At 70.3% G+C, this 22,304-nt stretch carries 21 protein-coding genes and 1 rRNA gene; 7 read left to right on the top strand and 15 right to left on the bottom strand.

Annotation, left to right across the window (positions count from 1 at the left end):
- Nucleotides 1-79 precede the first annotated feature (79 nt).
- Nucleotides 80-2,629, top strand: a complete 2,550-nt coding sequence (locus tag AC067N_RS24625) for a hypothetical protein (RefSeq protein WP_478681048.1) — start codon at nucleotides 80-82, stop codon at nucleotides 2,627-2,629.
- Nucleotides 2,629-3,492 (top strand): immunity 49 family protein, encoded by an 864-nt coding sequence (locus tag AC067N_RS24620; RefSeq protein WP_478681047.1) that lies wholly within the window; start codon nucleotides 2,629-2,631, stop codon nucleotides 3,490-3,492. The genes AC067N_RS24625 and AC067N_RS24620 overlap by 1 nt, the downstream gene beginning before the upstream one ends.
- Here AC067N_RS24620 and AC067N_RS24615 read toward each other — a convergent pair.
- Nucleotides 3,422-3,967, bottom strand: a complete 546-nt coding sequence (locus AC067N_RS24615; RefSeq protein ID WP_478681046.1) for an ATP-binding protein — start codon at nucleotides 3,965-3,967, stop codon at nucleotides 3,422-3,424. The genes AC067N_RS24620 and AC067N_RS24615 overlap by 71 nt on opposite strands.
- Before the next feature lie 163 nt (nucleotides 3,968-4,130).
- Between AC067N_RS24615 and AC067N_RS24610 the strand changes: the two genes are divergently transcribed.
- Both AC067N_RS24610 and AC067N_RS24605 read left to right on the top strand, forming a co-directional pair.
- On the top strand, nucleotides 4,131-4,967 hold the full coding sequence (locus AC067N_RS24610) for a helix-turn-helix domain-containing protein (protein WP_478681045.1): 837 nt from the start codon (nucleotides 4,131-4,133) through the stop codon (nucleotides 4,965-4,967).
- Nucleotides 4,964-5,176, top strand: a complete 213-nt coding sequence (locus tag AC067N_RS24605) for a DUF397 domain-containing protein (protein ID WP_478681044.1) — start codon at nucleotides 4,964-4,966, stop codon at nucleotides 5,174-5,176. The genes AC067N_RS24610 and AC067N_RS24605 overlap by 4 nt, the downstream gene beginning before the upstream one ends.
- 73 nt (nucleotides 5,177-5,249) lie before the next feature.
- Here the strand turns inward: AC067N_RS24605 and AC067N_RS24600 are convergent, their stop codons facing one another.
- The 5 genes from AC067N_RS24600 to AC067N_RS24580 all read right to left on the bottom strand — a co-directional run bounded on the left by AC067N_RS24600 (nucleotide 5,250) and on the right by AC067N_RS24580 (nucleotide 11,074).
- Entirely contained in the window at nucleotides 5,250-7,001 is a 1,752-nt protein-coding gene (locus AC067N_RS24600) for a bifunctional uroporphyrinogen-III C-methyltransferase/uroporphyrinogen-III synthase (RefSeq protein ID WP_478681043.1), read from the bottom strand.
- On the bottom strand, nucleotides 6,998-7,990 hold the full coding sequence (hemC, locus tag AC067N_RS24595) for a hydroxymethylbilane synthase (RefSeq protein ID WP_478681042.1): 993 nt from the start codon (nucleotides 7,988-7,990) through the stop codon (nucleotides 6,998-7,000). Before hemC ends, AC067N_RS24600 begins: the two co-directional genes overlap by 4 nt.
- Nucleotides 7,987-9,726: a glutamyl-tRNA reductase gene (locus AC067N_RS24590; RefSeq protein WP_478681041.1), complete on the bottom strand. Its 1,740-nt coding sequence runs from the start codon at nucleotides 9,724-9,726 to the stop codon at nucleotides 7,987-7,989. The genes hemC and AC067N_RS24590 overlap by 4 nt, the downstream gene beginning before the upstream one ends.
- Entirely contained in the window at nucleotides 9,723-10,478 is a 756-nt protein-coding gene (locus tag AC067N_RS24585) for a redox-sensing transcriptional repressor Rex (protein WP_478681040.1), read from the bottom strand. The genes AC067N_RS24590 and AC067N_RS24585 overlap by 4 nt, the downstream gene beginning before the upstream one ends.
- 317 nt (nucleotides 10,479-10,795) lie before the next feature.
- Nucleotides 10,796-11,074 carry a glutaredoxin family protein gene (locus AC067N_RS24580; protein ID WP_478681039.1) on the bottom strand — a complete coding sequence of 93 codons (279 nt, stop codon included), beginning with the start codon at nucleotides 11,072-11,074 and terminating at the stop codon, nucleotides 10,796-10,798.
- A gap of 158 nt (nucleotides 11,075-11,232) precedes the next feature.
- Here AC067N_RS24580 and AC067N_RS24575 point away from each other — a divergent pair, with 158 nt between their 5' ends.
- The 3 genes from AC067N_RS24575 to AC067N_RS24565 all read left to right on the top strand — a co-directional run bounded on the left by AC067N_RS24575 (nucleotide 11,233) and on the right by AC067N_RS24565 (nucleotide 14,949).
- Entirely contained in the window at nucleotides 11,233-12,171 is a 939-nt protein-coding gene (locus tag AC067N_RS24575) for an HAD family hydrolase (RefSeq protein WP_478681038.1), read from the top strand.
- 378 nt (nucleotides 12,172-12,549) lie between these two features.
- Complete coding sequence (locus tag AC067N_RS24570) at nucleotides 12,550-13,374, top strand: ECF subfamily RNA polymerase sigma factor, BldN family (RefSeq protein ID WP_478681037.1); 825 nt, start codon at nucleotides 12,550-12,552, stop codon at nucleotides 13,372-13,374.
- A gap of 294 nt (nucleotides 13,375-13,668) precedes the next feature.
- A complete protein-coding gene (locus AC067N_RS24565) occupies nucleotides 13,669-14,949 on the top strand; it encodes a DUF5667 domain-containing protein (protein ID WP_478681036.1) in 1,281 nt (426 codons plus the stop codon).
- Between the two features lie 87 nt (nucleotides 14,950-15,036).
- Here AC067N_RS24565 and AC067N_RS24560 read toward each other — a convergent pair whose 3' ends face one another.
- The 9 genes from AC067N_RS24560 to rrf form a co-directional block, all read right to left on the bottom strand.
- Nucleotides 15,037-16,116: a lysophospholipid acyltransferase family protein gene (locus AC067N_RS24560; RefSeq protein WP_478681035.1), complete on the bottom strand. Its 1,080-nt coding sequence runs from the start codon at nucleotides 16,114-16,116 to the stop codon at nucleotides 15,037-15,039.
- Nucleotides 16,117-16,130: 14 nt separating this feature from the next.
- The gene (locus tag AC067N_RS24555) at nucleotides 16,131-17,198 is read right to left on the bottom strand and encodes an NAD-dependent epimerase/dehydratase family protein (protein ID WP_478681034.1); all 1,068 of its coding nucleotides are present in this window, start codon (nucleotides 17,196-17,198) and stop codon (nucleotides 16,131-16,133) included.
- Between the two features lie 274 nt (nucleotides 17,199-17,472).
- Nucleotides 17,473-17,571, bottom strand: coding sequence for a 30S ribosomal protein bS22 (locus tag AC067N_RS24550; protein ID WP_003948845.1), 99 nt, complete (start codon nucleotides 17,569-17,571; stop codon nucleotides 17,473-17,475).
- A gap of 167 nt (nucleotides 17,572-17,738) precedes the next feature.
- Entirely contained in the window at nucleotides 17,739-17,951 is a 213-nt protein-coding gene (locus tag AC067N_RS24545; protein ID WP_004984898.1) for a helix-turn-helix domain-containing protein, read from the bottom strand.
- Between the two features lie 129 nt (nucleotides 17,952-18,080).
- A complete protein-coding gene (locus tag AC067N_RS24540) occupies nucleotides 18,081-18,896 on the bottom strand; it encodes a phosphatase (RefSeq protein WP_478681033.1) in 816 nt (271 codons plus the stop codon).
- Nucleotides 18,897-19,079: 183 nt separating this feature from the next.
- Entirely contained in the window at nucleotides 19,080-20,252 is a 1,173-nt protein-coding gene (locus AC067N_RS24535; protein WP_478681032.1) for an acetoin utilization protein AcuC, read from the bottom strand.
- The gene (locus tag AC067N_RS24530; protein WP_478681031.1) at nucleotides 20,203-21,423 is read right to left on the bottom strand and encodes an MFS transporter; all 1,221 of its coding nucleotides are present in this window, start codon (nucleotides 21,421-21,423) and stop codon (nucleotides 20,203-20,205) included. The genes AC067N_RS24535 and AC067N_RS24530 overlap by 50 nt, the downstream gene beginning before the upstream one ends.
- A gap of 54 nt (nucleotides 21,424-21,477) precedes the next feature.
- On the bottom strand, nucleotides 21,478-22,122 hold the full coding sequence (locus AC067N_RS24525; RefSeq protein WP_478681030.1) for an HAD family hydrolase: 645 nt from the start codon (nucleotides 22,120-22,122) through the stop codon (nucleotides 21,478-21,480).
- Between the two features lie 95 nt (nucleotides 22,123-22,217).
- Nucleotides 22,218-22,304 (bottom strand): 5S ribosomal RNA (rrf, locus tag AC067N_RS24520); the annotation flags it as partial.

Below are 22,304 nucleotides of genomic sequence, written 5' to 3'. Positions count from 1 at the left end.
CATCAGACATGCGGTCACGGTGCCCACTTGAGGGCAGCGATCTGCGAACGAATCCGCGAGTGCGTCCACGGGGGTAGGCGTGAGCGAGGACAGGCCCGTTGCCTCGGCCGAGATACCGGAGTTCACCGGAAATCTGGAGCAACTGGAGAAGGATGCCGGCGACATAGCGTTCGACGGGATGGCGGTCGGTGCCGCGGGGCTGCTGATCGACGCCAACTTCAACCTGCTGGAACCTTTCTACAAGGCCCCCGAGGCCGACCAGCTCTTCGCGACGACGGCGCCCGTCTCGGCGGCCGGCCACGACCTGCAGACCGAGCTGGGGACGGTCTCCAAGGCGCTGCTCGACTACGCGGCCGAGGTCCGGCCTCTGGTCGACCGGCTCAACACGCTCCGCGAGGAGGCGGCGGCGTTCGAACGGCGCGTCGCGGACGACGAAGACTGGGTCGCGGACGGCGACCTCATCGACGAGAACACGGCCCGCCGCAACGCGGTGAACGCGGCCTGGTCCGCCTTCCAGGCCGCCGAACGGGCCTGCCACAACAAGATCGTCGCACTGATCGGCGAGGATCCGCTCGTCATCGACGACGGCTCCGGCAAAGACAACATGTACGGCTATCGCGCCGAGGACCTCGACAACGCCGGGGGTCTGCCGTGGGGTGACGTCGTCGAGGAGTCCAATCCCTGGTACTACTTCCACGAACACGCCTGGGACTTCACGGTCGGCTTCGTCGTGGACGGCGTGTGGGGCACGATCAAGGGCCTCGGCACGCTGGTCGGCGTCAACGGTTGGGACGCGGCGGGACAGGCCTGGGTCGGCCTCGGCAAGCTCGCGACCGGCGTCCTGATCACGGGAACGCCGCTCGGCGCCGCGTACTGGCTGACCCCGGCGGACAAACTCCCCTCCTGGCTGCGCGACTCCCGTACGGCGGTCGTGGAGACCGGGAAGGCGCTCATCGCGTACGACGAGTGGGGCAAGAACCCCTCCCGGGCGGCCGGGGCGGTCACCTTCAACGTCCTCACCACCGTCTTCACGGGTGGGGCGGGAGGAGCGGTCGCCGCGACCGGCAAGGCCGGTGCGATCGCGAAGGCCATCTCCTTCGCGGGCAAGGCCGGGCGGATCGTCGACCCGATGACGTACATCGCGAAGGGCATCGGCGGGACCGCCATGAAGATCAGTGACGTCATGGCCGGGCTGCGGGGGATCACGAACGGCACGCACATCAGGCTCGGCGAGGGCACGTACCGGATAGCCGACACCCCGAACATCGCCGACGACCTCCCGGCCGGCCTCACCCCCGAGAACTCCGTCCGCATGACCACCCCCGACGGCGAGGTCGTCTACGTCGACACCAAGACCCTGGTCATGCACAACGCGGACGGGACGGTACGGGAGTCCCTGGACGCCATCCGGCACGAGCGGACGGCGGAGCAGCGCGCCGGGGAGACCGGGGGGCTGGGGGAGCGTACGCCGGGGACGGCGGGCGCACGGGAGACCACGGCGGTCGGGGCCCGCGCGGGGGACGGTGCCGGGGCCGTCGGCCGCGGAGGAGACGGCATCACCACCGGCGGTGGGCGGGGCGGTGACGGACTGCCGCCCCCGTCGGGTGGCTCGGGCGGGTCCGGCTGGCTGGACGATCTGGGGCGGTCCGGTGACGAGGCGGGTGGCCCCGGTGACGAGGCGGCCGCGGGAGGCAGGACGGACGAAGCGGCCGACGGCGGAGGCCGGCCGCGTCCGGAACGTGTCGACCAGATGGACGCGCGTGCCGTCATGCAACGGCACGTGGATCTCGCCAACAACGATCCGCGCTGGTTCAAGGACCATTACCGGTCAAACGGTTACCGCAGGTCCGCCTCGGTCGAGGTGTTCGGACAGCGTCTGCCCATTCTGGTCCGGGATCCGGCGGATCCCACCAAGTGGATCTCCAAGAGCGACCTGCCGCCCGCGATCCAGGCACGGTACGTGGACCCCAATCCGCACGGGACAGGGGTCCGGACGAGTGTCGACAGCGGCGTGCTGAAACAACTCGACGAATGGGCGGCCTCGCGTCGCGACGCCATCGTGGCCGACAAGGCGGCCGAGAAGTCGCTGACCGCTGCCGAGAAGGAGTACCTGAAGCACCGAACCGCCGAGGCGGAGGCGGCGATGGACGCCGCCGAGGCCGCCCACTCCCCGCTGCACGGCGACATGCTCAAGCAGAGTGAACTGTTCGGGGAGCGGGTCGCGGAGCACCACGCCATACCGGAGCGCTATCCGGGAGCACGGCGTGTGGACGACGGCGCCTTCGGCAACAACCGGTTCGATCAGATCTATGAGAAGCCGGACGGAGGTTACGTCGTCGTCGAGGCCAAGGGATCCACGACCGCGAGGATCGGAGAGCGGACGAGTCATCTGGGCAACCGCGTCCAGCAGGGCACCCGTGAGTACTTCGAGACCATCCTCGAAGAAATGGACAAGCGGGCGAACAGGGCGAAGGACAATGCCGAGGCGGACCTCGCGAGCAAGCTGCTCATGGCCCTCGCCACAGGGAAGGTCGACTACGTGCTGGTCAAGGCGGATGCCACACCGGGCGGCAAATATGCTGGTTACGAGATGCAGCAGTTCGACATCGGCAACCCCGGGAGCAACTGATGACCGTACGTGTGCCACGGGACGACGAGCCTTCGCCTGGGGATGCGACGAACTTCATCGAGGCGGCCGACCGGCGCTTGCTCGAAGAGATAGAGGTTCTCTCGGAGCATCCCGAGATGTTCGGCCTGATCTTCAGCAGCGCCTTGAGCAAGGCGGCGCTGCACTGCCTCCACGATCCCACCGCCGACAAGTCCGAGACCTGGGAAGCCTGGGTGGCTGCGATGCAGGTCGGCTCCGCCCTGTTCGCGGCGGCCACGACCTCGGAGGATTCGGTGGAGTGCCGGATTGCGCATGAGAAGCGCACGATTCCGGCGATCGGCGCGCAGCACTTCACCGACGCGGGAAACTGGATCACCGCGTTCTGGCTGGCGATCGTCTGCCGGGACCAGGAACGGATGACGCGGCTCTGCGACGTGCCGGTCGATCTGCTGCGGGCCTCCGGTGCGGTCTACGACGAGTACGTGTACCACTGGGTCGACGCGCTGCAGGCCTACTGGATGGAACGTCCCGGCCTCGGCGACAAGTTCACCGCGGCCTTCCATGGCACCGACCCGGACCGGCTCCGGGTCGCCCCCCGCGAGCTGATGCTGAAGATTCTCTATCCACCGCTCGACCTGTTCCTGCAGTTCCTCAAGCGTGACGAGGAGCAGTTCAACGCCACACTCGTCCAGGCGCTACGACTTCACAAGGAGTACTGGAACGCGGACAAGGACCGACGGGAGTCCATCAGCGGAACCGTCGCCCTCGGTCCCCTCGCGATCGCCTGCCTCGCCTACGACGTGGGCATGCCCATCAACGTCGAGTCCGAGTACCTGCCCAGGCATCTGCTGGAGCGTTCCTGGGTGGGCGAGTTCGAGACGTGAGGCCCGCCTGCGGCGTTGTCGGATCCAGCTCCGCCCAGACGGTCTTGGACGGCCCCGGCCCATCCGCGACACCCCACCGATCCGCCAACTCCTCGACCAGCAACAACCCGTAGCCTCCTTCGGCCGGGGCGCCGGCGGCCACCGGCGCACGCACGGGCAGACGATCACCCCGGGAGTCGGTCACTTCGATACGGAGCGCGCCGGGCGGAGTGACTTCGAGGGTGAGGCGAAAGCTCCGGCCGAGGACCCGGCCATGGAAGGCCGCGTTGCTGGCAAGCTCGGCGACGATGAGCCGCGCGGGGTCCAACGGCAGCCCCCACGAGCGCAGTTGCTCCGTGGTCAGCAGTCTGGCCAGGCGGGCTCCGCGACGGGTGGCGGACAGCGGTACGGAGAACCGCTGGGGCGAAGCAGCAACGGCGGCGGGCGCGGAGATCGCGCTAACGGAACTGCTGGTTCGGGTGATCTGATCGCTCATGTCACACAGAGTGGTTGCGCGTGCATAGCCTGTGAAGGGATGCCGCCCGTGCGGAGAGTGGCTGTCCGGGTGGCTGTCGACCGCTGTCCGGGCCGCACCGGGGTGACGCGGCGCGGGCGACGGAGTTGGGCAAGAGGTGGCGTGACGGAAGGCGGCGGACGACGTGGGTGACTGGGACGCGGGTCCGGAGGACGACGAGGCCGGGGCGGTGATGAAGACGGTCGCCCGCCAGCTGAAGCTGTGGCGCGAGGCGGCGGGTCTCACCCAGGCGGAGTTCGGGGCGGCGATCGGGTACGGGGAGGAACTGGTCTCCTCGGTGGAGCGGGGTCGGCGGATTCCCCGGCCGGAGTACCTGGAGCAGGCGGACGAGGTACTGGGCGCGAACGGCAAGATCATCGCGATGAAGCGGGACCTGGCGGAGGTCCGGTATCCCAAGAAGGTGCGGGACCTGAAGAAGCTGGAGGAAGAGGCGGTCGAGTTGTGCAACTACAACAACTCGGTCATCCACGGGCTTCTGCAAACCGAGGAGTACGTGCGAGCGTCCTTCGCGACCAGACGGCCACCCTTCCGGGAGGACGAACTGGAGCAGCATGTGGCCGCCAGGCTGGCCCGGCAGGAGATCCTCGACCGATCGGCAGCGCCGCTCGCCGTCTTCAGCTTTGTCCAATGCGAGTCGACGCTGCGCCGCCCCATCGGGGGCAGAATGGTGATGCGAAGGCAGCTCGAACGCCTTCTGGAAGTCGGCCGGTTGAGGAACGTCGACCTTCAGGTCCTCCCGCTGGCCTGTGAGGACAACGCCGGGTTGGCGGGCTCGTTCAGACTGCTCAGACTGCGGGACGGCAGCGCGGTGGGACACAACGAGATCCAGCTCGTGAGCCGCGTGATCACCGACCCGAAAGAGGTCCAGCTCCTGGACATCCGCTATGGAATCATCCGGGCACAGGCTCTCACGCCTCGGGAGTCGATGGCCTTCATCGAGAAGATGCTGGGAGAGACATGATCCGCAGGCCCCCGACCGGGGACGGACAGGCACCGGAGTGGATAAAGAGCAGCTACAGCACGCCTGACGGCCCCGACTGCCTCGAAGTCGCCACCACCCCCGCCACCATCCTCATCCGCGACTCGAAGAACCCCCGAGGCCCCCGCCTCGCCCTCACCCCCGCCGCCTGGTCGGCGTTCCTGCCGTACGTCACCGTCACCGGCACCTGACTGAGCGACCGCACAAGACGGAGGGGCGGCGGTCCCGAAGAACCGCCGCCCCTCCCGTACGACCGCTGACCACTCAGGTCGTGTTGCGCCTCCGCCGAGCCCCCGGCCGCCGTTCGCTCGGCCGCGTCACCGGGTCCCCGGCGTCCAGCGCGGCGGCGCGGCGCCGCAGCCCGAAGTCGGCGAGCGCCTCCGCCAGCTTGTGCACGGACGGCTCGGGAGCCATCACGTCCACCCGCAGCCCGTGCTCCTCGGCGGTCTTGGCCGTGGCGGGCCCGATGCAGGCGATCACCGTCACGTTGTGCGGCTTGCCGGCGATACCGACCAGGTTCCGCACCGTGGACGACGACGTGAACAGCACGGCGTCGAAGCCACCGCCCTTGATCGCCTCACGGGTCTCCGCCGGCGGCGGCGACGCGCGCACGGTCCGGTAGGCGGTGACGTCGTCGACCTCCCACCCGAGCTCGATCAGCCCGGCGACCAGCGTCTCGGTGGCGATGTCGGCACGCGGCAGGAACACCCGGTCGATCGGGTCGAAGACCGGGTCGTACGGCGGCCAGTCCTCCAGCAGCCCGGCCGCGGACTGCTCCCCGCTCGGCACCAGGTCCGGCTTCACACCGAACGCGATCAGCGCCTTGGCGGTCTGCTCGCCCACCGCGGCGACCTTGATCCCCGCGAAGGCGCGGGCGTCGAGCCCGTACTCCTCGAACTTCTCCCGGACGGCCCTGACCGCGTTCACCGAGGTGAAGGCGATCCACTCGTACCGGCCGGTCACCAGGCCCTTGACCGCCCGCTCCATCTGCTGCGGGGTGCGCGGCGGCTCGACGGCGATCGTCGGCACCTCGTGCGGCACGGCCCCGTAGGACCGCAGCTGGTCGGAGAGCGAGGCGGCCTGCTCCTTGGTCCGCGGCACGAGGACCCGCCAGCCGAACAGCGGCTTGCTCTCGAACCACGACAGCTGGTCGCGCTGGGCCGCGGCGGAACGCTCACCGACCACGGCTATCACCGGCCGCCCGCCCTCCGGGGAGGGCAGCACCTTGGCCTGCTTCAGCACCTGGGCGATCGTGCCCAGCGTGGCGGTCCAGGTCCGCTGCCGGGTCGTCGTACCGGCGACGGTGACGGTCAACGGCGTATCGGGCTTGCGGCCGGCCGCGACCAGCTCACCGGCGGCGGCGGCCACGGTCTCCAGCGTCGCCGAGACCACGACGGTCCCGTCGGACGCGCCGACCTCGGTCCAGCACCGCTCGGACGCCGTACGCGCATCCACGAAGCGCACGTCCGCGCCCTGAGCGTCCCGCAGCGGGACACCGGCGTACGCGGGCACACCCACGGCGGCCGCGACACCGGGCACCACCTCGAACGGCACGCCCGCGGCGGCGCACGCCAGCATCTCCCCGGTGGCGTAGGCGTCCAGGCCAGGGTCCCCGGACACCGCACGGACGACCCGCTTGCCGCCGCGCGCGGCCTCCATGACAAGATGTGCCGCATCCCGCACAGCGGGTGCACCAACGGTTGTCGACGCGCCGTCAACAACCGTCAGCTGAGGCGTGCCTGTGCCCGAAAACGTATCCGCTGAAGTAGCCGCGGAAGAGGCCGAGGACGCCACGGCAGCGGGCGAAGGCGGGCCCGTGTCGGTGTCCAGTACGGCGACGCCCGGACGGGCGTGCGCACGCACCACGTCGAGCACGTCGTGCTCGGCGACGAGGACGTCCGCGTTCGCCAGCGCCTCCACGGCGCGCAGTGTCAGCAGTCCCGGATCCCCGGGTCCGGCACCGAGGAAGGTGACGTGACCGTGGTCCGGACCGGCGGGAAGGGTGGTGGGGCTCAATGTGCTCGCTCCCCCATCAGACCGGCCGCGCCCTTGGCGAGCATCTCGGCCGCGAGTTCACGGCCGAGCGCCATTGCCTGGTCGTACGTCCCGGGCACGGGACCGGTGGTGGACAGCTGCACCAGCGTCGAGCCGTCGGTGGTGCCGACGACGCCGCGCAGGCGCATCTCCTTGACAGTCTGCCCGTCGGCCAGAAGGTCGGCGAACGCACCCACGGGCGCGCTGCAACCGGCCTCCAGGGCGGCGAGCAGGGACCGCTCGGCGGTCACGGCGGCCCGTGTGTACGGGTCGTCGAGTTCGCCGAGCGCGGCGACCAGCGCGGCGTTGTCCGCCACGCATTCGATCGCCAGTGCCCCCTGGCCGGGGGCGGGCAGAACGGTGTCGACCGACAGGAAGTCGGTCACCTCGTCGATCCGGCCGATCCGGTTCAGTCCGGCGGCGGCCAGCACGACGGCGTCCAGCTCACCCTTCCGCACATATCCGATCCGGGTGTCTACGTTCCCGCGGATCGGCACCGTCTCGATCGTCAGGCCGTGGCTGCGCGCGTACGCGTTCAGCTGGGCCATCCGCCGCGGCGAACCGGTGCCGACGCGGGCGCCGTCCGGCAGCTGGGCGAAGGTGAGGCCGTCGCGGGCGACCAGCACGTCCCGCACGTCCTCGCGCACCGGCACGGCGGCCAGCGCCAGCTCGGCGGGCTGCGCGGTGGGCAGGTCCTTGAGCGAGTGCACGGCGAAGTCGACGTCGCCGCGCAGCAGCGCCTCCCGCAGCGCGGTGACGAACACACCCGTGCCGCCGATCTGCGCCAGATGCTCGCGGGAGACGTCGCCGTACGTCGTGATCTCCACGAGTTCGACGGGCCGTCCGGTCACCTGCCGGACCGCGTCCGCCACCAGCCCGGACTGGGCCATGGCGAGCTTGCTCCGCCTGGTCCCGAGCCGCAGCGTCCCATCGGCTCGCCCCTGGGGCGCCTCACGTGCCTGCTCACTCATGATCGCCCTCGGTTCTCGGCGTTCTCTTGGCTGTCATCGGCCCGGGACACGGCGGCGACCGTCTCCTGGTCCAGGTCGAACAGGGTCCGCAGCGCGTCGGCGTACCCGGCACCGCCGGGCTCGGCCGCGAGCTGCTTGACCCGTACGGTCGGCGCGTGCAGCAGCTTGTCGACGACGCGCCGCACGGTCTGGGTGATCTCGCCGCGGTGCTTGTCGTCGAGGCCCGGCAGCCGGCCCTCCAGGCGGGCGATCTCGCTCGCGACGACATCGGCGGCCATGGCGCGCAGCGCCACGACGGTGGGCGTGATGTGCGCGGCCCGCTGGGCGGCGCCGAAGGCGGCCACCTCGTCCGAAACGATCCTCCGCACCATGTCCACGTCGGCGGCCATCGGCGCGTCGGCGGATGCCTCGGCGAGGGACTCGATGTCGACCAGCCGCACCCCGGGCAGCCGGTGCGCGGCCGCGTCGATGTCCCGCGGCATGGCCAGGTCCAGCAGCGCCAGCACGGGCTCGGGCCGGGGCACCTCGACGACCGGCTCGGGCCGGCGCAGTTCGGTGATCCGTCCGGTGACGGCGAAGGTCGCGGCGAGCGCGGCGATCAGCTCCGCGTCGGCGGCGGGCGTCCGGCGGGCGGCGGTGCGCCGGTCGACGGTCGCGTTGTCGACCCAGGCCGCGTGCTGCTCCAGCGTCGCCGCGTCCATCCCGGCGACCGCGGCCTCCCCGTGCACGGAGAAGCCGCCGCCCTGCACGGCGGGAAGATCGAGCGGGCAGTCCTCGTCGTCACCGACGGCGGTGGGCGGCAGCACGGGCCGTATGTCGCCCCGCACGTCCGTGCGGCCGTCGTGCACGGCGGCGAACGCGCCCTTGGGCACCCGCTCCTCGACCGCGTCGGCGACGGCGTCGGCGGTCAGGACCAGTCCCGTCGCACCCGTGCAGGAGACGACGACGTCGGCACGTGTCAGCTCGGAAGGCACCGATTCCATCGGTACCGCGCGGGCCGCCACGTCCGTTTCGCCCTGTTCGGCAAGGCGCTGTCCATATTGCTCTTCGAGCAGGAGCGCGAGCCGCTCGGCCCGGTCGAACGTCCGGTTGGCGACCACGATCTCGGCGACCCCGGCACGCGCCAGCGTGGCGGCCGCCAGCGACGACATCGACCCCGCGCCGATCACGACGGCCCGCTTGCCCCGGGCCCACTCCTCGACGGCGCCACCCGCGGTGAACTGCTCCAGGCCGAAGGTGACCAGCGACTGTCCGGCCCGGTCGATCCCGGTCTCGGAGTGCGCCCGCTTGCCGACCCTGAGGCCCTGCTGGAACAGGTCGTTCAGCAGCCGCCCGGCCGTGTGCAGCTCCTGCGCGCGGGCCAGCGAGTCCTTGATCTGCCCGAGGATCTGCCCCTCGCCGACGACCATGGAGTCCAGCCCGCAGGCCACCGAGAACAGATGGTGGACGGCCCGGTCCTCGTAGTGCACGTACAGGTACGGCGTCAGCTCGTCGAGCCCCACCCCGCTGTGCTGGGCGAGCAGCGTGGACAGCTCGGCGACACCGGCGTGGAACTTGTCGACGTCCGCGTAGAGCTCGATGCGGTTGCAGGTGGCGAGGACGGCGGCCTCGGTGGCCGGCTCGGCGGCGACCGTGTCCTGAAGCAACTTGATCTGCGCGTCCGGGGACAGCGCGGCCCGCTCCAGCACACTCACCGGAGCGCTGCGGTGACTCAGCCCGACGACCAGGAGACTCATGCCGGCATCACGGCGGGGACATCCCCGTCGGGCCCTTTCCCGGACTCCTTGGGAGCCAGCGGTACGGCCCCGGACTCGCCCGCGGCCTCCTCCCCGGCCTTGCGCTGCTCGTGGAAGGCGAGGATCTGCAGCTCGATCGAGAGATCCACCTTGCGCACGTCGACACCGTCCGGCACGGAGAGAACGGTGGGCGCGAAGTTCAGGATGGACGTGACCCCGGCGGCGACGAGCCGGTCGCACACCTGCTGGGCGGCACCGGCGGGGGTGGCGATCACGCCGATGGAGACCCCGTTGTCGTCGATGATCTTTTCCAGGTCGTCCGTGTGCTGGACCGGAATGCCCGCGACGGGCTTGCCCGCCATCGCCGGGTCGGCGTCTATCAGCGCGGCGACCCGGAACCCACGGGAGGCGAACCCGCCGTAGTTGGCCAGGGCGGCGCCGAGGTTGCCGATACCGACGATCACAACCGGCCAGTCCTGGGTGAGGCCCAGCTCACGGGAGATCTGGTAGACGAGGTACTCGACGTCGTAGCCGACGCCCCGCGTTCCGTAGGAGCCCAGGTACGAGAAGTCCTTGCGCAGCTTGGCGGAGTTGACCCCCGCCGCGGCCGCCAGCTCCTCGGATGAAACGGTGGGTACCGAGCGCTCCGACAGCGCGGTCAGGGCACGGAGGTACAGCGGAAGCCTGGCGACGGTGGCCTCGGGAATCCCTCGGCTGCGGGTCGCCGCTCGGTGAGTTCGGCCAGTTGCCACGGTGCTCCTGCGGGTAGAGCGGGGCTGCGGGCGGTCATGCGTCCCCAGACCGCCCCGTCGACAGCAGGCTATGTCTTTGTGAACGCGTGCACAAAGATGGTGTCCGATTTGCCCGGCCAACGTGACCGGGGTCACGCACGCTCGACGCACACGTGGGGAACCGGCACACCCGTGCCTTCGTTCCTCACTCGACGCCCAGCCAGGCGCCTTGCTCCACGGGGGCAAAACCGCACACTCTCCTCACGAATCCCGCCCCCGAGACCAACCAGCCCGTCGATCCTAAGCGACTTTTTGGACGACTTGGACTGGCCGGTCAGTCACATCTGTGTAAGGGCTTTGCGCAGACGCGCCTCGTCCACCCGCCAGAACGTGTGCTGCGCGCCGTCCACCAGCACCACCGGGATCTGCTCCCAGTAAGCGCGGTGCAGTTCCTCGTCCTGGGTGATGTCCTTCTTCTCCCAGGGCACCCCGAGCTCCCCGCACACCTTCTCGATCACCGACTGTGCGTCATCACACAGATGACACCCCGGCTTGCCGATCAGTGTGACGAGCCGCTCCCTCGGATCGCGCGACCGTCTGCGGAACATGGCACTCATACCGCCATTGTCGCAGCGCACGACCCGCCCCCTCGCCACCCGCCCCACATGTGGACACGCCGTGCGGACCACCTCATTAACGACACGGCCGCGGAGAGTTCACACCTTGCGAACCTCTCTGCTCCGGAAGTCCCGAACAGACTGGCTATGCTCACGACATGGCCGCTCTAGGATGGCTCACTCCTCGTAGGCGCTCCGCCACGGCACGGAGCGTGTTGGCAGGCGAGGCCTCTGCTGAGGCCGCACGCAAGTCCTCCCGGGAACTGGAGGACATCACTCCCGCGCCCGACACCCCCGCCGCCGAACCGGAGTTCCCGGTCCTCGGCGACGAGAAGGCCGCCGCCTTCTTCGACCTCGACAACACCGTCATGCAGGGCGCGTCGCTGTTCCACTTCGGCCGGGGCCTGTACAAGCGGAAGTTCTTCGAGACCCGTGACCTCGCCCGATTCGCCTGGCAGCAGGCGTGGTTCCGGCTCGCGGGCTCCGAGGACCCCGAGCACATGCAGGACGCCCAGGACTCCGCCCTCTCCATCGTCAAGGGCCACCGCGTCGCCGAACTGACCATCATCGGCGAGGAGATCTACGACGAGTACATGGCCGAGCGCATCTGGCCGGGCACCCGCGCCCTCGCCCAGGCGCACCTCGACGCCGGCCAGAAGGTGTGGCTGGTGACGGCCGCGCCGGTGGAGATCGCCCAGGTGATCGCCCGCCGCCTCGGCCTGACCGGCGCGCTCGGCACGGTCGCCGAGTCGGTCGACGGCGTCTACACCGGCAGGCTGGTCGGCGAGCCGCTCCACGGCCCCGCCAAGGCGGAGGCCGTCCGCGCCCTGGCCGCCGCGGAGGGCCTGGACCTCTCCCGCTGCGCCGCCTACAGCGACAGCCACAACGACATCCCGATGCTGTCCCTGGTCGGCCACCCCTACGCGATCAACCCGGACTCCAAGCTCCGCAAGCACGCCCGCTCCATGGACTGGCGCCTGCGCGACTACCGCACCGCCCGCAAGGCGGCCAAGGTCGGCCTGCCGGCGGCGGCCGGTGTCGGCGCGGTGGCCGGCGGCACGGCGGCCGCGATCGCGCTGCACCGCCGCCGCCGCTGACCGAGGACTGTTTTCGAACGCCGAAGGGGCCGGGGGAACCGGCCCCTTCGGCGTTCGGCGTACCCGGCGGCCGCCCGGCATTCCGGCTCTCCTACCCCCACCGCGCGCCCCTCAGTCACACCATCCGCACCCGACCACAACCTGCCCCGCACCCAGACGGAACGCGAACCCAACCGATCAGCAACTGATCACACACCGACACTCGAGCAGGCGTCAATCGGCAACAGAAGCGACGTAATCGACGATTTGAGCAACTGGGTGTAGCAGTGCCTGCACGAAGCGTTATTCTCCTCAGACGCAAACCGGTACCCCTCCGTCGCTACGACGGGTGAATGGTTCCGTACTGCACGTGATGGAAGCTCTGCCTCTGGGAGTCCCGTGTACCCACACGTCGGGGTTGACGCCTCGGGCCTGGCTACGCTGCGCGCGACGGTCAACAACCTGCTGCGCGGCTTCGTCCCCACCGCGTACGCCGTCCCCGCCCTCGCCTCCGCCGCCGCGCCCGTAGGCCCGTGCTACGCACTCGCCGACGGGATCGAACAGGGCTCGGCACGCAGCGCCGTCGTGGGGGGGCGGAGGTCGGGTGACGGGCGGGAGTCGGGCAGACGAGGCCGTTCGGGATCCACCACCACCCGCCGTCCCGCCGCGGACAGCGACAGCGCCCGCATGATGGACCTCGTCGAACGCGCCCAGTCCGGCGAGGCCGACGCGTTCGGCCGGCTGTACGACCAGTACAGCGACACCGTCTACCGCTACATCTACTACCGCGTCGGCGGCAAGGCGACCGCCGAGGACCTCACCAGTGAGACGTTCCTGCGCGCCCTGCGCCGCATCGGGACGTTCACCTGGCAGGGCCGCGACTTCGGCGCCTGGCTGGTCACCATCGCCCGCAACCTCGTCGCCGACCACTTCAAGTCCAGCCGCTTCCGGCTGGAGATCACCACCGGCGAGATGCTCGACGCCAACGAGGTCGAGCGCTCCCCCGAGGACTCCGTCCTCGAGTCCCTCTCCAACGCCGCCCTCCTCGAGGCCGTCCGCCGCCTCAACCCCCAGCAGCAGGAGTGCGTCACCCTCCGCTTCCTCCAGGGCCTCTCCGTCGCCGAGACCGCCCGCGTCATGGGCAAGAACGAAGGCGCGATCAAGACCCTCCAGTACCGCGCGGTCCGCACCCTCGCCCGCCTCCTGCCGGACGACGCCCGCTGACCCGCCCCCGGGCAGGACCCCACCCCGCCGAGCCCCCGCCGGCCCCACGCCGAGCCTCTGTCCGTACACGCTCGGCAACCGCCAACTGACCCTCCGTCGCCGCTTGTTGACTTCTTCGCCGGTTCATCCGCGGTCCGTAACCCAAGTGCCGCGCCACTCGTTGTGCGGGATACAGGCTCCCTGTGGTCACGGCCCGGCCGACCTCGATCACCCGATCGTGTGCATCGGTCGCGGGCGTGCAACCCTCAGGACCCCCTGGGGAGTCGACCGTCATGACGAGAGGAGGTGCCGCCAGTGATCGCGAACGTATCGGCGCACCGGCGGGCGAACGCCTTCGCCCAGGCCCTGGAGGAGCTGTCCGACCAGGGCACGGCAGCCGAGCAGCCCGAGGGATCGGCACCGGCCCCGGCAGTGGAACAGACCGACCAGGGCCGCCTGTTGACCCTGGCGACCGGTCTCGGCGAGCTGCCCAAGCCGGAGCTCGACCCCGAGGTCAAGGTGGTCCAGCGCGCCCAACTGGTGGCCGCGATGGAAGCCATGCTGAGGGACGGCACGCTCACGGGGCGTGAGGCGAAGGACCCTTCGGTGCCGACCCAGAAGGGGAGCGCAGCGACTTCCGCAGAAGGGCGGTGGCGGGAGACGGGCGGGCGTTCCGGCAAGGCGCGGGGCGCTCACCGGGCAAGCCCGCTGGGAAAGCTGCGACCACGGTCACGGCTGACGAAGGGACTCGCCGCGGGGGGACTCAGCGTCGGTGTCGCCGCGGGAGCCTTCGGAGGTGTGGCCGCCGCCAGCTCGGACGCCCTTCCCGGTGACTCGCTCTACGGCCTCAAGCGCGGCATCGAGGACGTGAAGCTCACCCTGGCCGACGACACCGACGACCGCGGCCGGCTCTATCTCGACCAGGCGTCCACCCGGCTCAGCGAGGCCCGCAGGCTCATGGAGCGCGACCGCGGCGGACAGCTCGACCACGAGTCCGTGGGCGACGTCCGCCGGGCCCTGACCGGCATGCGGCACGACGCCGCCGAGGGCCACCGCCTGCTCCGCGAGGCGTACGAGCGCAACCCGCGGTCCCTCGGCCCCATCCAGGCCCTGTCCGCCTTCTCCCAGTCCCACCGGGACGCCTGGGGCACGCTGCGCGAGCGGCTGCCCGTACAACTCGGAGACGTCAGCCGACAGGTCTCGTCGGTCTTCGACGCCATAGACGAAGAGGTCGCCCCGCACCGGTCGCTGCTGCCGCAGCCCCCCGCCCCGGGTGGCGACGGCAAGCAGCACCGCTCCCCGGGCTCCCGCGCCCCCGGCTCGGCCGACTCCGGCCGCCCGGCGCCCAGCGCCAGCGGCGGCTCCGCCGGCAGCCAGGACACCAGCGGCAAGCCCGACCCGTCCGCCTCGGACAGCGGCGGCGACAACCTCGTCGGCGGCAACACCGGCGGCCTGCTCGACCCGCCCCAGGACGACACCTCCAGCACCTCGCCGTCGACCGGCAGGAGCGCCCCCGTCCAGGAGCCCGACGTCACCGTCCCACCCCTCCTCCCCGGCCTCCTCCCCGGCCTGGGCATCGACGACGACACGGACTGACCCGGCACGACGATGGGGGGCCCTTCACCCGAAGGGCCCCCCATCGTCGTACGACGGCGTCCTCGCAGACCTCGCGGGAACCGCGCCTCAGAAGAACACCGACCGCCGCTGCACCAGCAGCTTGTACAGGGTGTGCTGGATCTGCTCCCGTACCTGGTCCGTCAGGTTGAACATCAGCATCGGGTCCTCCGCGGCCTCCGGCGGGTAGCCGTCGGTCGGAATGGGCTCGCCGAACTGGATGGTCCACTTGGTCGGGAGCGGGACCGCGCCCAGCGGGCCCAGCCACGGGAACGTCGGGGTGATCGGGAAGTACGGGAAGCCGAGGAGGCGGGCGATCGTCTTGGAGTTGCCGATCATCGGATAGATCTCCTCCGCGCCGACGATCGAGCACGGAATGATCGGCGTGCCCGCGCGCAGCGCGGTGGAGACGAAGCCGCCGCGGCCGAACCGCTGGAGCTTGTAGCGGTCCCCGAAGGGCTTGCCGAGGCCCTTGAAGCCCTCCGGCATGACACCGACCAGCTCGCCCTGCTGCAGCAGCCGTGAGGCGTCCTCCGCGCACGCCAGGGTGTGCCCCAGCTTGCGCGCCAGCTCGTTCACCACCGGCAGCATGAAGACCAGGTCCGCGGCGAGCAGCCGCAGATGGCGTCCGGCGGGGTGGTTGTCGTGGACGGCGACCTGCATCATCAGGCCGTCCATCGGGAGCGTCCCGGAATGGTTGGCGACGATCAGGGCGCCCCCCTCCGCCGGGATGTTCTCGATGCCCTTCACCTCGACCCTGAAGTACTTCTCGTACAGGGGCCGCAGCAGGGACATCAGCACCTGGTCGGTGAGCTCGGCGTCGTAGCCGAAGTCGTCGACCTCGTAGTCCCCGGTGAGCCGCTTGCGCAGGAAGGCGAGGCCGCCCGCGATCCGTCGCTCCAGCGCGCCGCCGTCCGCTGCCTCGGCGGCCTCCTGGGGCGGCTCCGGCTTCTCCCGTGTCACAGGAACATCATCGGTGCCGACCGGCAGTCCGGGGAGGGCCTGGACCTCGCCGGATTCCCGGACGTCGCGTACGACCGCGCTCTCGCCCTTGCGCCGGCTCCCCGCGCTCCGGCGGCGCGACGGGCGCTGCGCGGCGCCCCCACGGGTCCGGTCGTCGTCGAACGGAATGACCTTGGCATCCGCCATCGTTGATGCGCTCCTCAGTTGGCGCTCTGCGTCGGGGTGTGACCGCCGGCCGGACCGGTCACCGGAAGCGCGGCGAGCCGGTCGATGGCCCCCGCGACGGCCTCGGGGGGCAGCAGGCCTGGACCCTTGCCGCGCGCGAAGTCCGCGAAGGTCTCCGCGGTCGTGTACTTGGCCCGGTACCCGAGCGTCTCGCGCATCTGGTTCGTCGACACGACCCGGCCGTGGGTCAGCAGCCGCAGCTGCTCCGGCGAGAAGTCCGTCACCCCCAGCGTACGGACCATCGAGCCGACCCAGCTGACCGCCGGCATCAGCAGCGGCACCGTCGGCCGGCCGAGCCGCCGCGCGCACTGCGACAGCAGCAGCACACCGTCGCCGGCGATGTTGAACGTGCCGCTGTTGAGGGTGCCGCGCTCCGGCTCGTGCGAGGCGATCCGCAGCACCTCGATCACGTCGTCCTCGTGCACGAACTGCAGCCGGGGGTCGTAGCCGAGCACGGTCGGCAGCACCGGCAGCGAGAAGTACGAGGCGAGCGGCGAATCGGCGCTGGGCCCGAGGATGTTCGCGAACCGCAGCACGCACACGGCCACATCGGGCCGGCGTCGCGCGAAGCCGCGCACATAACCCTCGACCTCGACGGTGTCCTTGGCGAAGCCACCGCTCGGCAGGGACTTGGGCGGCGTGGTCTCGGTGAACACGGCCGGGTCGCGGGGCGCGGAGCCGTACACGTTCGTACTGGACTTCACGACCAGACGCTTGATCAGCGGGGACTTCTGGCAGGCACCGAGCAACTGCATGGTGCCGATGACGTTGGTCTCCTTGAGCGTGGCCCGGCCGCCACTGCCCAGCGGGGTGCCCGTGACGTCCAGGTGCACCACGGTGTCGACGTTGTGCTCGGCCAGCACACGGGCGATGGCGGGGTGGCGGATGTCGGCCTGCACGAAGTCCGCGCCGCCCAGATGGTGCTCCGGCGGCACCGCGTCCACGGCGATGACACGGTCCACATCCGGGTCACGCTGGATCCGACGTACGAACCGGCCGCCCAGCTGACGGGCCACCCCGGTCACGAGCACGACCTTCCCCAAGATCAGCGCCTTCCTTCCCAACGTCGGCGCCCGTAGGCGTATCTCTGCTCGTCTCTGCCGCGTTCCCCGTGTGCGGCCACGTTAGCGGGTTGTTGTTGCGCTGTGATGACTGCGACCCCGCCAACGACCGGCAAAAACACTGATGCCCCCCACCGGGAAACCGGTGGGGGGCATCAGCGACGCGCTCTCCACAGCACTCGCACAAGCGTGCAAGGCGTGCGACGCCCGTACGGAACGGGCGTCTACCGGGCCCCTCTTCAGGGGCCGGGCCGCCTTACTTCTTGTTGCGACGCTGAACGCGGGTGCGCTTGAGCAGCTTGCGGTGCTTCTTCTTCGCCATCCGCTTGCGCCGCTTCTTGATAACAGAGCCCACGACTACCCTCGCTCACTTCTCATCACTCGGTGTTTGGGCGCCATGGGCCCATACGACCTACGAGGGGCCAGCCTACCCGCCCGAGCGCTGAGGTCGTAATCGAGGGCGAGCCGGGGGTATCCCGGAAGCCCCGCGGGGCCCCCGGGAACTCCTGGACCCGATGACCGTCAGGCAGTCTCCACCCCCACGTAGCTCTCGCGGAGGTACTCGTGAACCGCTTGCTCCGGCACCCGGAAGGACCTGCCCACCCGGATCGCCGGCAGATGACCGCTGTGCACCAACCGGTACACGGTCATCTTCGACACTCGCATCACCGAGGCGACTTCCGCCACGGTAAGGAACTGAACCTCGTTCAGAGGCCTCTCGCCAGCTGCAGCCATGACACACCTGAACCTTCCGCACTCGACGGCCACCGGCTTCCCCTTCCGGTGACTCTTCGTCGCTGCGTGCTCACTCCCCAATGTAGGGGCGGGTGATGCGAGTGGGGAAGAGGGGATGCCATCGGCGGCCTACTGTGACAGACACGCCCGATTGAGTACGTAGCGGGTCAGCGGTCGGTAGTAATCGGACCGCACGCCGTCATCAAGTGGAACGACGACGGCCACCCGCCCCTCCGCCTCCCCCACGAACGGCGCCGGATCGTCCGTGTCGGCCAGCCCGATCGTCTCGAACCCCAGCTGACCTGCACCGCAGACCCATCCATGGTCTCCGACCACCAGTTCCGGGAGCGGCCCGCCACCCTCCGCGACGGCCGCCAGAACCGTCCGAACCGGCAGCGGTGAATGTGTGTGCACGCCGGTCGCACAACGGGAGCGCGAAGCGGTCGCCTCCCGTACCACGGAGACACCTCGTACGTAGTCGAGGTTGTACGTGCGTAGACCGAACCGGGTCGTTATGTCGACACGTCTACCCGTCGCAGGGGTGAGGACCTCACACCCCGCCGCCGACAAAGCGTCCGCCAAGGCGCCGTAGAAGCCGATCAGCCGATGCGGGTGCCCGGTGCCGAACAGCACCGGCCCACCACTGCGAGCGACCGCCCCGATCCGCTCCGCGAACCGGTCCAGCGCCGCCAGGGTGCACCGCGGGTCGATCACATCCTGCCCGGTCGTGCACCCAGGATCGGCCGAAACCCCGCACCTCCGGGCCATCAAACCGAGCACATCCGGCTGCCGCCAGGTCATCTCGGGATCCAGGCCGATCAAGAAGCGAGGATCACGAGCCGCGAACAGCCGGTAACTCCGCAGACTCGACTCCCGCGAGGTGGCCACCCTCCCGGCCAGCCCCGCCGCCACCAGGTGAGCCCGCAACGCCCCCGCACTCCACACCCCCCGATGCTGACGCACCGGGCCCACGCCCTCACCGGAATCCCTGACCGAACCACACAGTTGGCCTAGGATCTGCCGTTTGGATCAGGCCGGATTCGCGATCGATGCCTCGGACCGCGGGTGCGCCTGCCACAGCCCCGCGTACCCGGCATGACCGGACGGCGGACCCCGAGGGTCCTGGCCCTACGGCAGCAGTCCCCGCAGCGGGAAGACCGCCTTGCGCGTGGCGAGCACCGCCTGGTCCAGCCGGTCCGCCGGGTCGTACCCGGCCTCCCACCTGCTCCACTCCACCGGCCACCGCCCGTCGGTCATCCGCATCGGCGCCAACTGCCGTGTCCGGGCGAAGACCTGCTTCCGCCACTCCTCGGGAATCATGGTCTCCGGCGCGATCTCCCGCCCGGCCACGATCCCGACGAGATGCGTCCACGACCGCGGTACCACGTCCACCACCGCGTATCCGCCGCCGCCGAGCGCGACCCACCGCCCCTCGGCATGCTCGTGCGCCAGGTCGTGCAGCGCGACCTGCACGGCTCGCTGCGCGTCCAGGGACACGGCCAGATGCGCCAACGGGTCCTCGAAGTGCGTATCCGCCCCGTGCTGGGTCACCAGCACCTGCGGCCGGAAGTCGGCCAGCAGCTCCGGCACCACCGAGTGGAACGCCCGCAGCCAGCCCGCGTCCCCGGTCCCGGCCGGCAGCGCGACGTTCACGGCCGCCCCCTCCGCCGTGTCCGCCCCGGTCTCCTCCGGCCAGCCGGTCTGCGGGAACAGCGTCCGGGGGTGCTCGTGCAGGGAGATCGTCAGGACTCGCGGATCCTCCCAGAACGCGGCCTGGACCCCGTCCCCGTGGTGCACGTCCACATCCACGTAGGCGACGCGCTCGGCACCCAGCTCCAGCAGCCGGGCGATGGCGATGGACGCGTCGTTGTAGACGCAGAACCCGGACGCGCCACCCGGCATCGCATGGTGCAGCCCGCCGGCGAAGTTCACCGCGTGCAGGGCGTCCCCGCGCCACACGGCCTCCGCCGCTCCCACCGACTGCCCGGCGATCAGCGCGGACACGTCGTGCATCCCGGCGAAGGCCGGATCGTCCATGGTCCCGAGCCCGTACGACCCGTCGGCGCCGCCGGGGTCGGCGGACGCGGCCTTCACCGCGGCCACATAGTCTTCGCGGTGCACGAGGCGCAGGGTCGACTCCCCCGCCGGCCTCGCCGAGACGACGTCCATCTCCCGGTCGAGCCCGAAGGCGCTCACCAGACTCCGGGTCAACGCGAGCCGGACCGGATCCATCGGATGGTCCGGGCCGAAGTCATAGCCCGTTACTGCCTCGTCCCACATCAGCTGTGCGCGGCCGCTCATGCCCGCCACCGTATCGGTCCGGTTCAGTCTCGAACGACCTGGCGTACGCCAACGTCACCAGCACCAACGCCATGGGTACGAGCATCGCCCCGCGATAGCTCCAGGCGTCCCCCAACGCCCCCACCAACGGTGAACCGATCAGAAAGCCCACATAGTTGAAGATGTTCAGCCGGGCGACGGCCGCGTCCGAAGCCCCCGGGAACAACCGTCCCGCCGCCGCGAACGTCTGCGGCACCAGCACACACAGCCCGAGCCCCAGCAGCGTGAACCCGAGCATCCCCACCCACGCCCCGGGCGCCCCGGCCACGACCGCGAACCCGACGGCCGCCACCACGGCTCCCGCCCGTACGACGACGGCGGCCCCGAACCGCCGCACCCCGAGGTCCCCTATGGACCGCCCCAGCAGCGTGGTGACCATGTAGACGTTGTACGGAACGGTCGCGAGTTCGTCCGAGCTCCCGAGCACGTCATCCAGATACTTGGCACTCCAGTTGGAGACGGTCGAGTCCCCGATGTACGCGAAGCACATCACCAGACAGAGCGGCAGCAGCAGCTTGAAGGCGACCTGCCCGCCGCCCGCACCGGCGTCCGCCGCGGCCTTGTCCTCGGGGCCGCCCCCGTCGACGTACCACCGGCTCCCCACCAGCGCGGCCGGCAGCAGAACGACGACCACCGGCAGATACGACAGGAGCAGCGGCAGATCCCAGTGCGCCCCCACCCACGCCAGCGACGCCCCGGTTATCCCGCCCAGGCTGTACACGGCGTGAAACCCGAGCATGATGCTCCGCCCGTACGACCGCTGGAGGCTCACCCCGAGCATGTTCATCGAGGCGTCGAGCGCCCCGACCGCCAGCCCGAACGCGGCCAGCGAGACCGCGAGCTCCACCATGTGCCGGCCGGCTCCCACCCCCAGCAGCGCCAGCAGCACGACGGGCTGCGACCACCGCAGGACCCGGCTCGCCGGGACCTTCTTCACCAGGTGCTCGGTGCAGACACTGCCGACACCGGCGAGTACCGGGACCGCGGCGAGGAAGGCGGGCAGCAGCGCGTCCGAGATCCCGTACCGGTCCTGAATGGCCGGAATTCGTGTCACGAGCAGTGCGAAGGCGACGCCCTGGGCGAAGAAGCCGAACGCCAACGCGGACCGGCCGCGCCGCAGCACATCTGTCATGGCGGAACAGTAGGGGTCGCCTGCTACTCATGGGTAGAGGAAGTTGAAGATTGCTCAACTCAGCAGGGGGAGCAGCTCAGTCATGTCCGAGAAGTGCCCCCGCACCCCGGTGAGCTTCTCCGCCGGTGTCATCGCCGTGAACCCGTACACGTGCATCCCGGCCGCGATCCCCGCCTGCACGCCGAGGGGGCTGTCCTCCACCACCGCGCACCGCTCGGGTGCGACCCCCATTCGCTCGGCCGCGTAGAGGAAGAGGTCCGGCGCCGGCTTGCCCCGCCCGACGTCCTGCGCGCTGAACACCAGCCCGTCTCCGAACCACCGGTCGAGCCCCGTGGTCCGATGCCCCACTCGGATGCGCTCGTGGCTTCCGGACGACGCCACGCAGTACGGCACCCCCTCGGCCACCAGCTTCTCCAGCACGTCGACGACCCCGGCGACCGGTATCAGCTCCCGCTCGAACGCCGCGAACACGCGCGAGTGGAAGACCTCGTCGAAGTCCTCGGGCAGCCGCCGCCCGGTTCGCTCGTGGATCAGTTCATGGATCCGGTGCATGGCCGACCCCATGTAGTCCCGGATGGATTCCTCGTACGAGGTCGGGTGCCCGAGCTCGGTCAGATAGGCGGCGAGGTGCCGGTTGGAGATGGGCTCACTGTCGACGAGCACACCGTCGTTGTCGAAGATCACGAGGTCGTAGCGCATCCAAGCACTCTACGGACCCGCCGCCCCGACACCGAAAGGAACGGGCGAAAAGCAGAAAGGCCCACACCGTAAGGTGTGGGCCTTTCCCAATGATTGTTCGGCGGCGTCCTACTCTCCCACAGGGTCCCCCCTGCAGTACCATCGGCGCTGTAAGGCTTAGCTTCCGGGTTCGGAATGTAACC

It is taken from the genome of Streptomyces sp. NPDC042364 (assembly GCF_056437585.1).
This window is presented reverse-complemented; position numbering and strand designations above follow the sequence as displayed.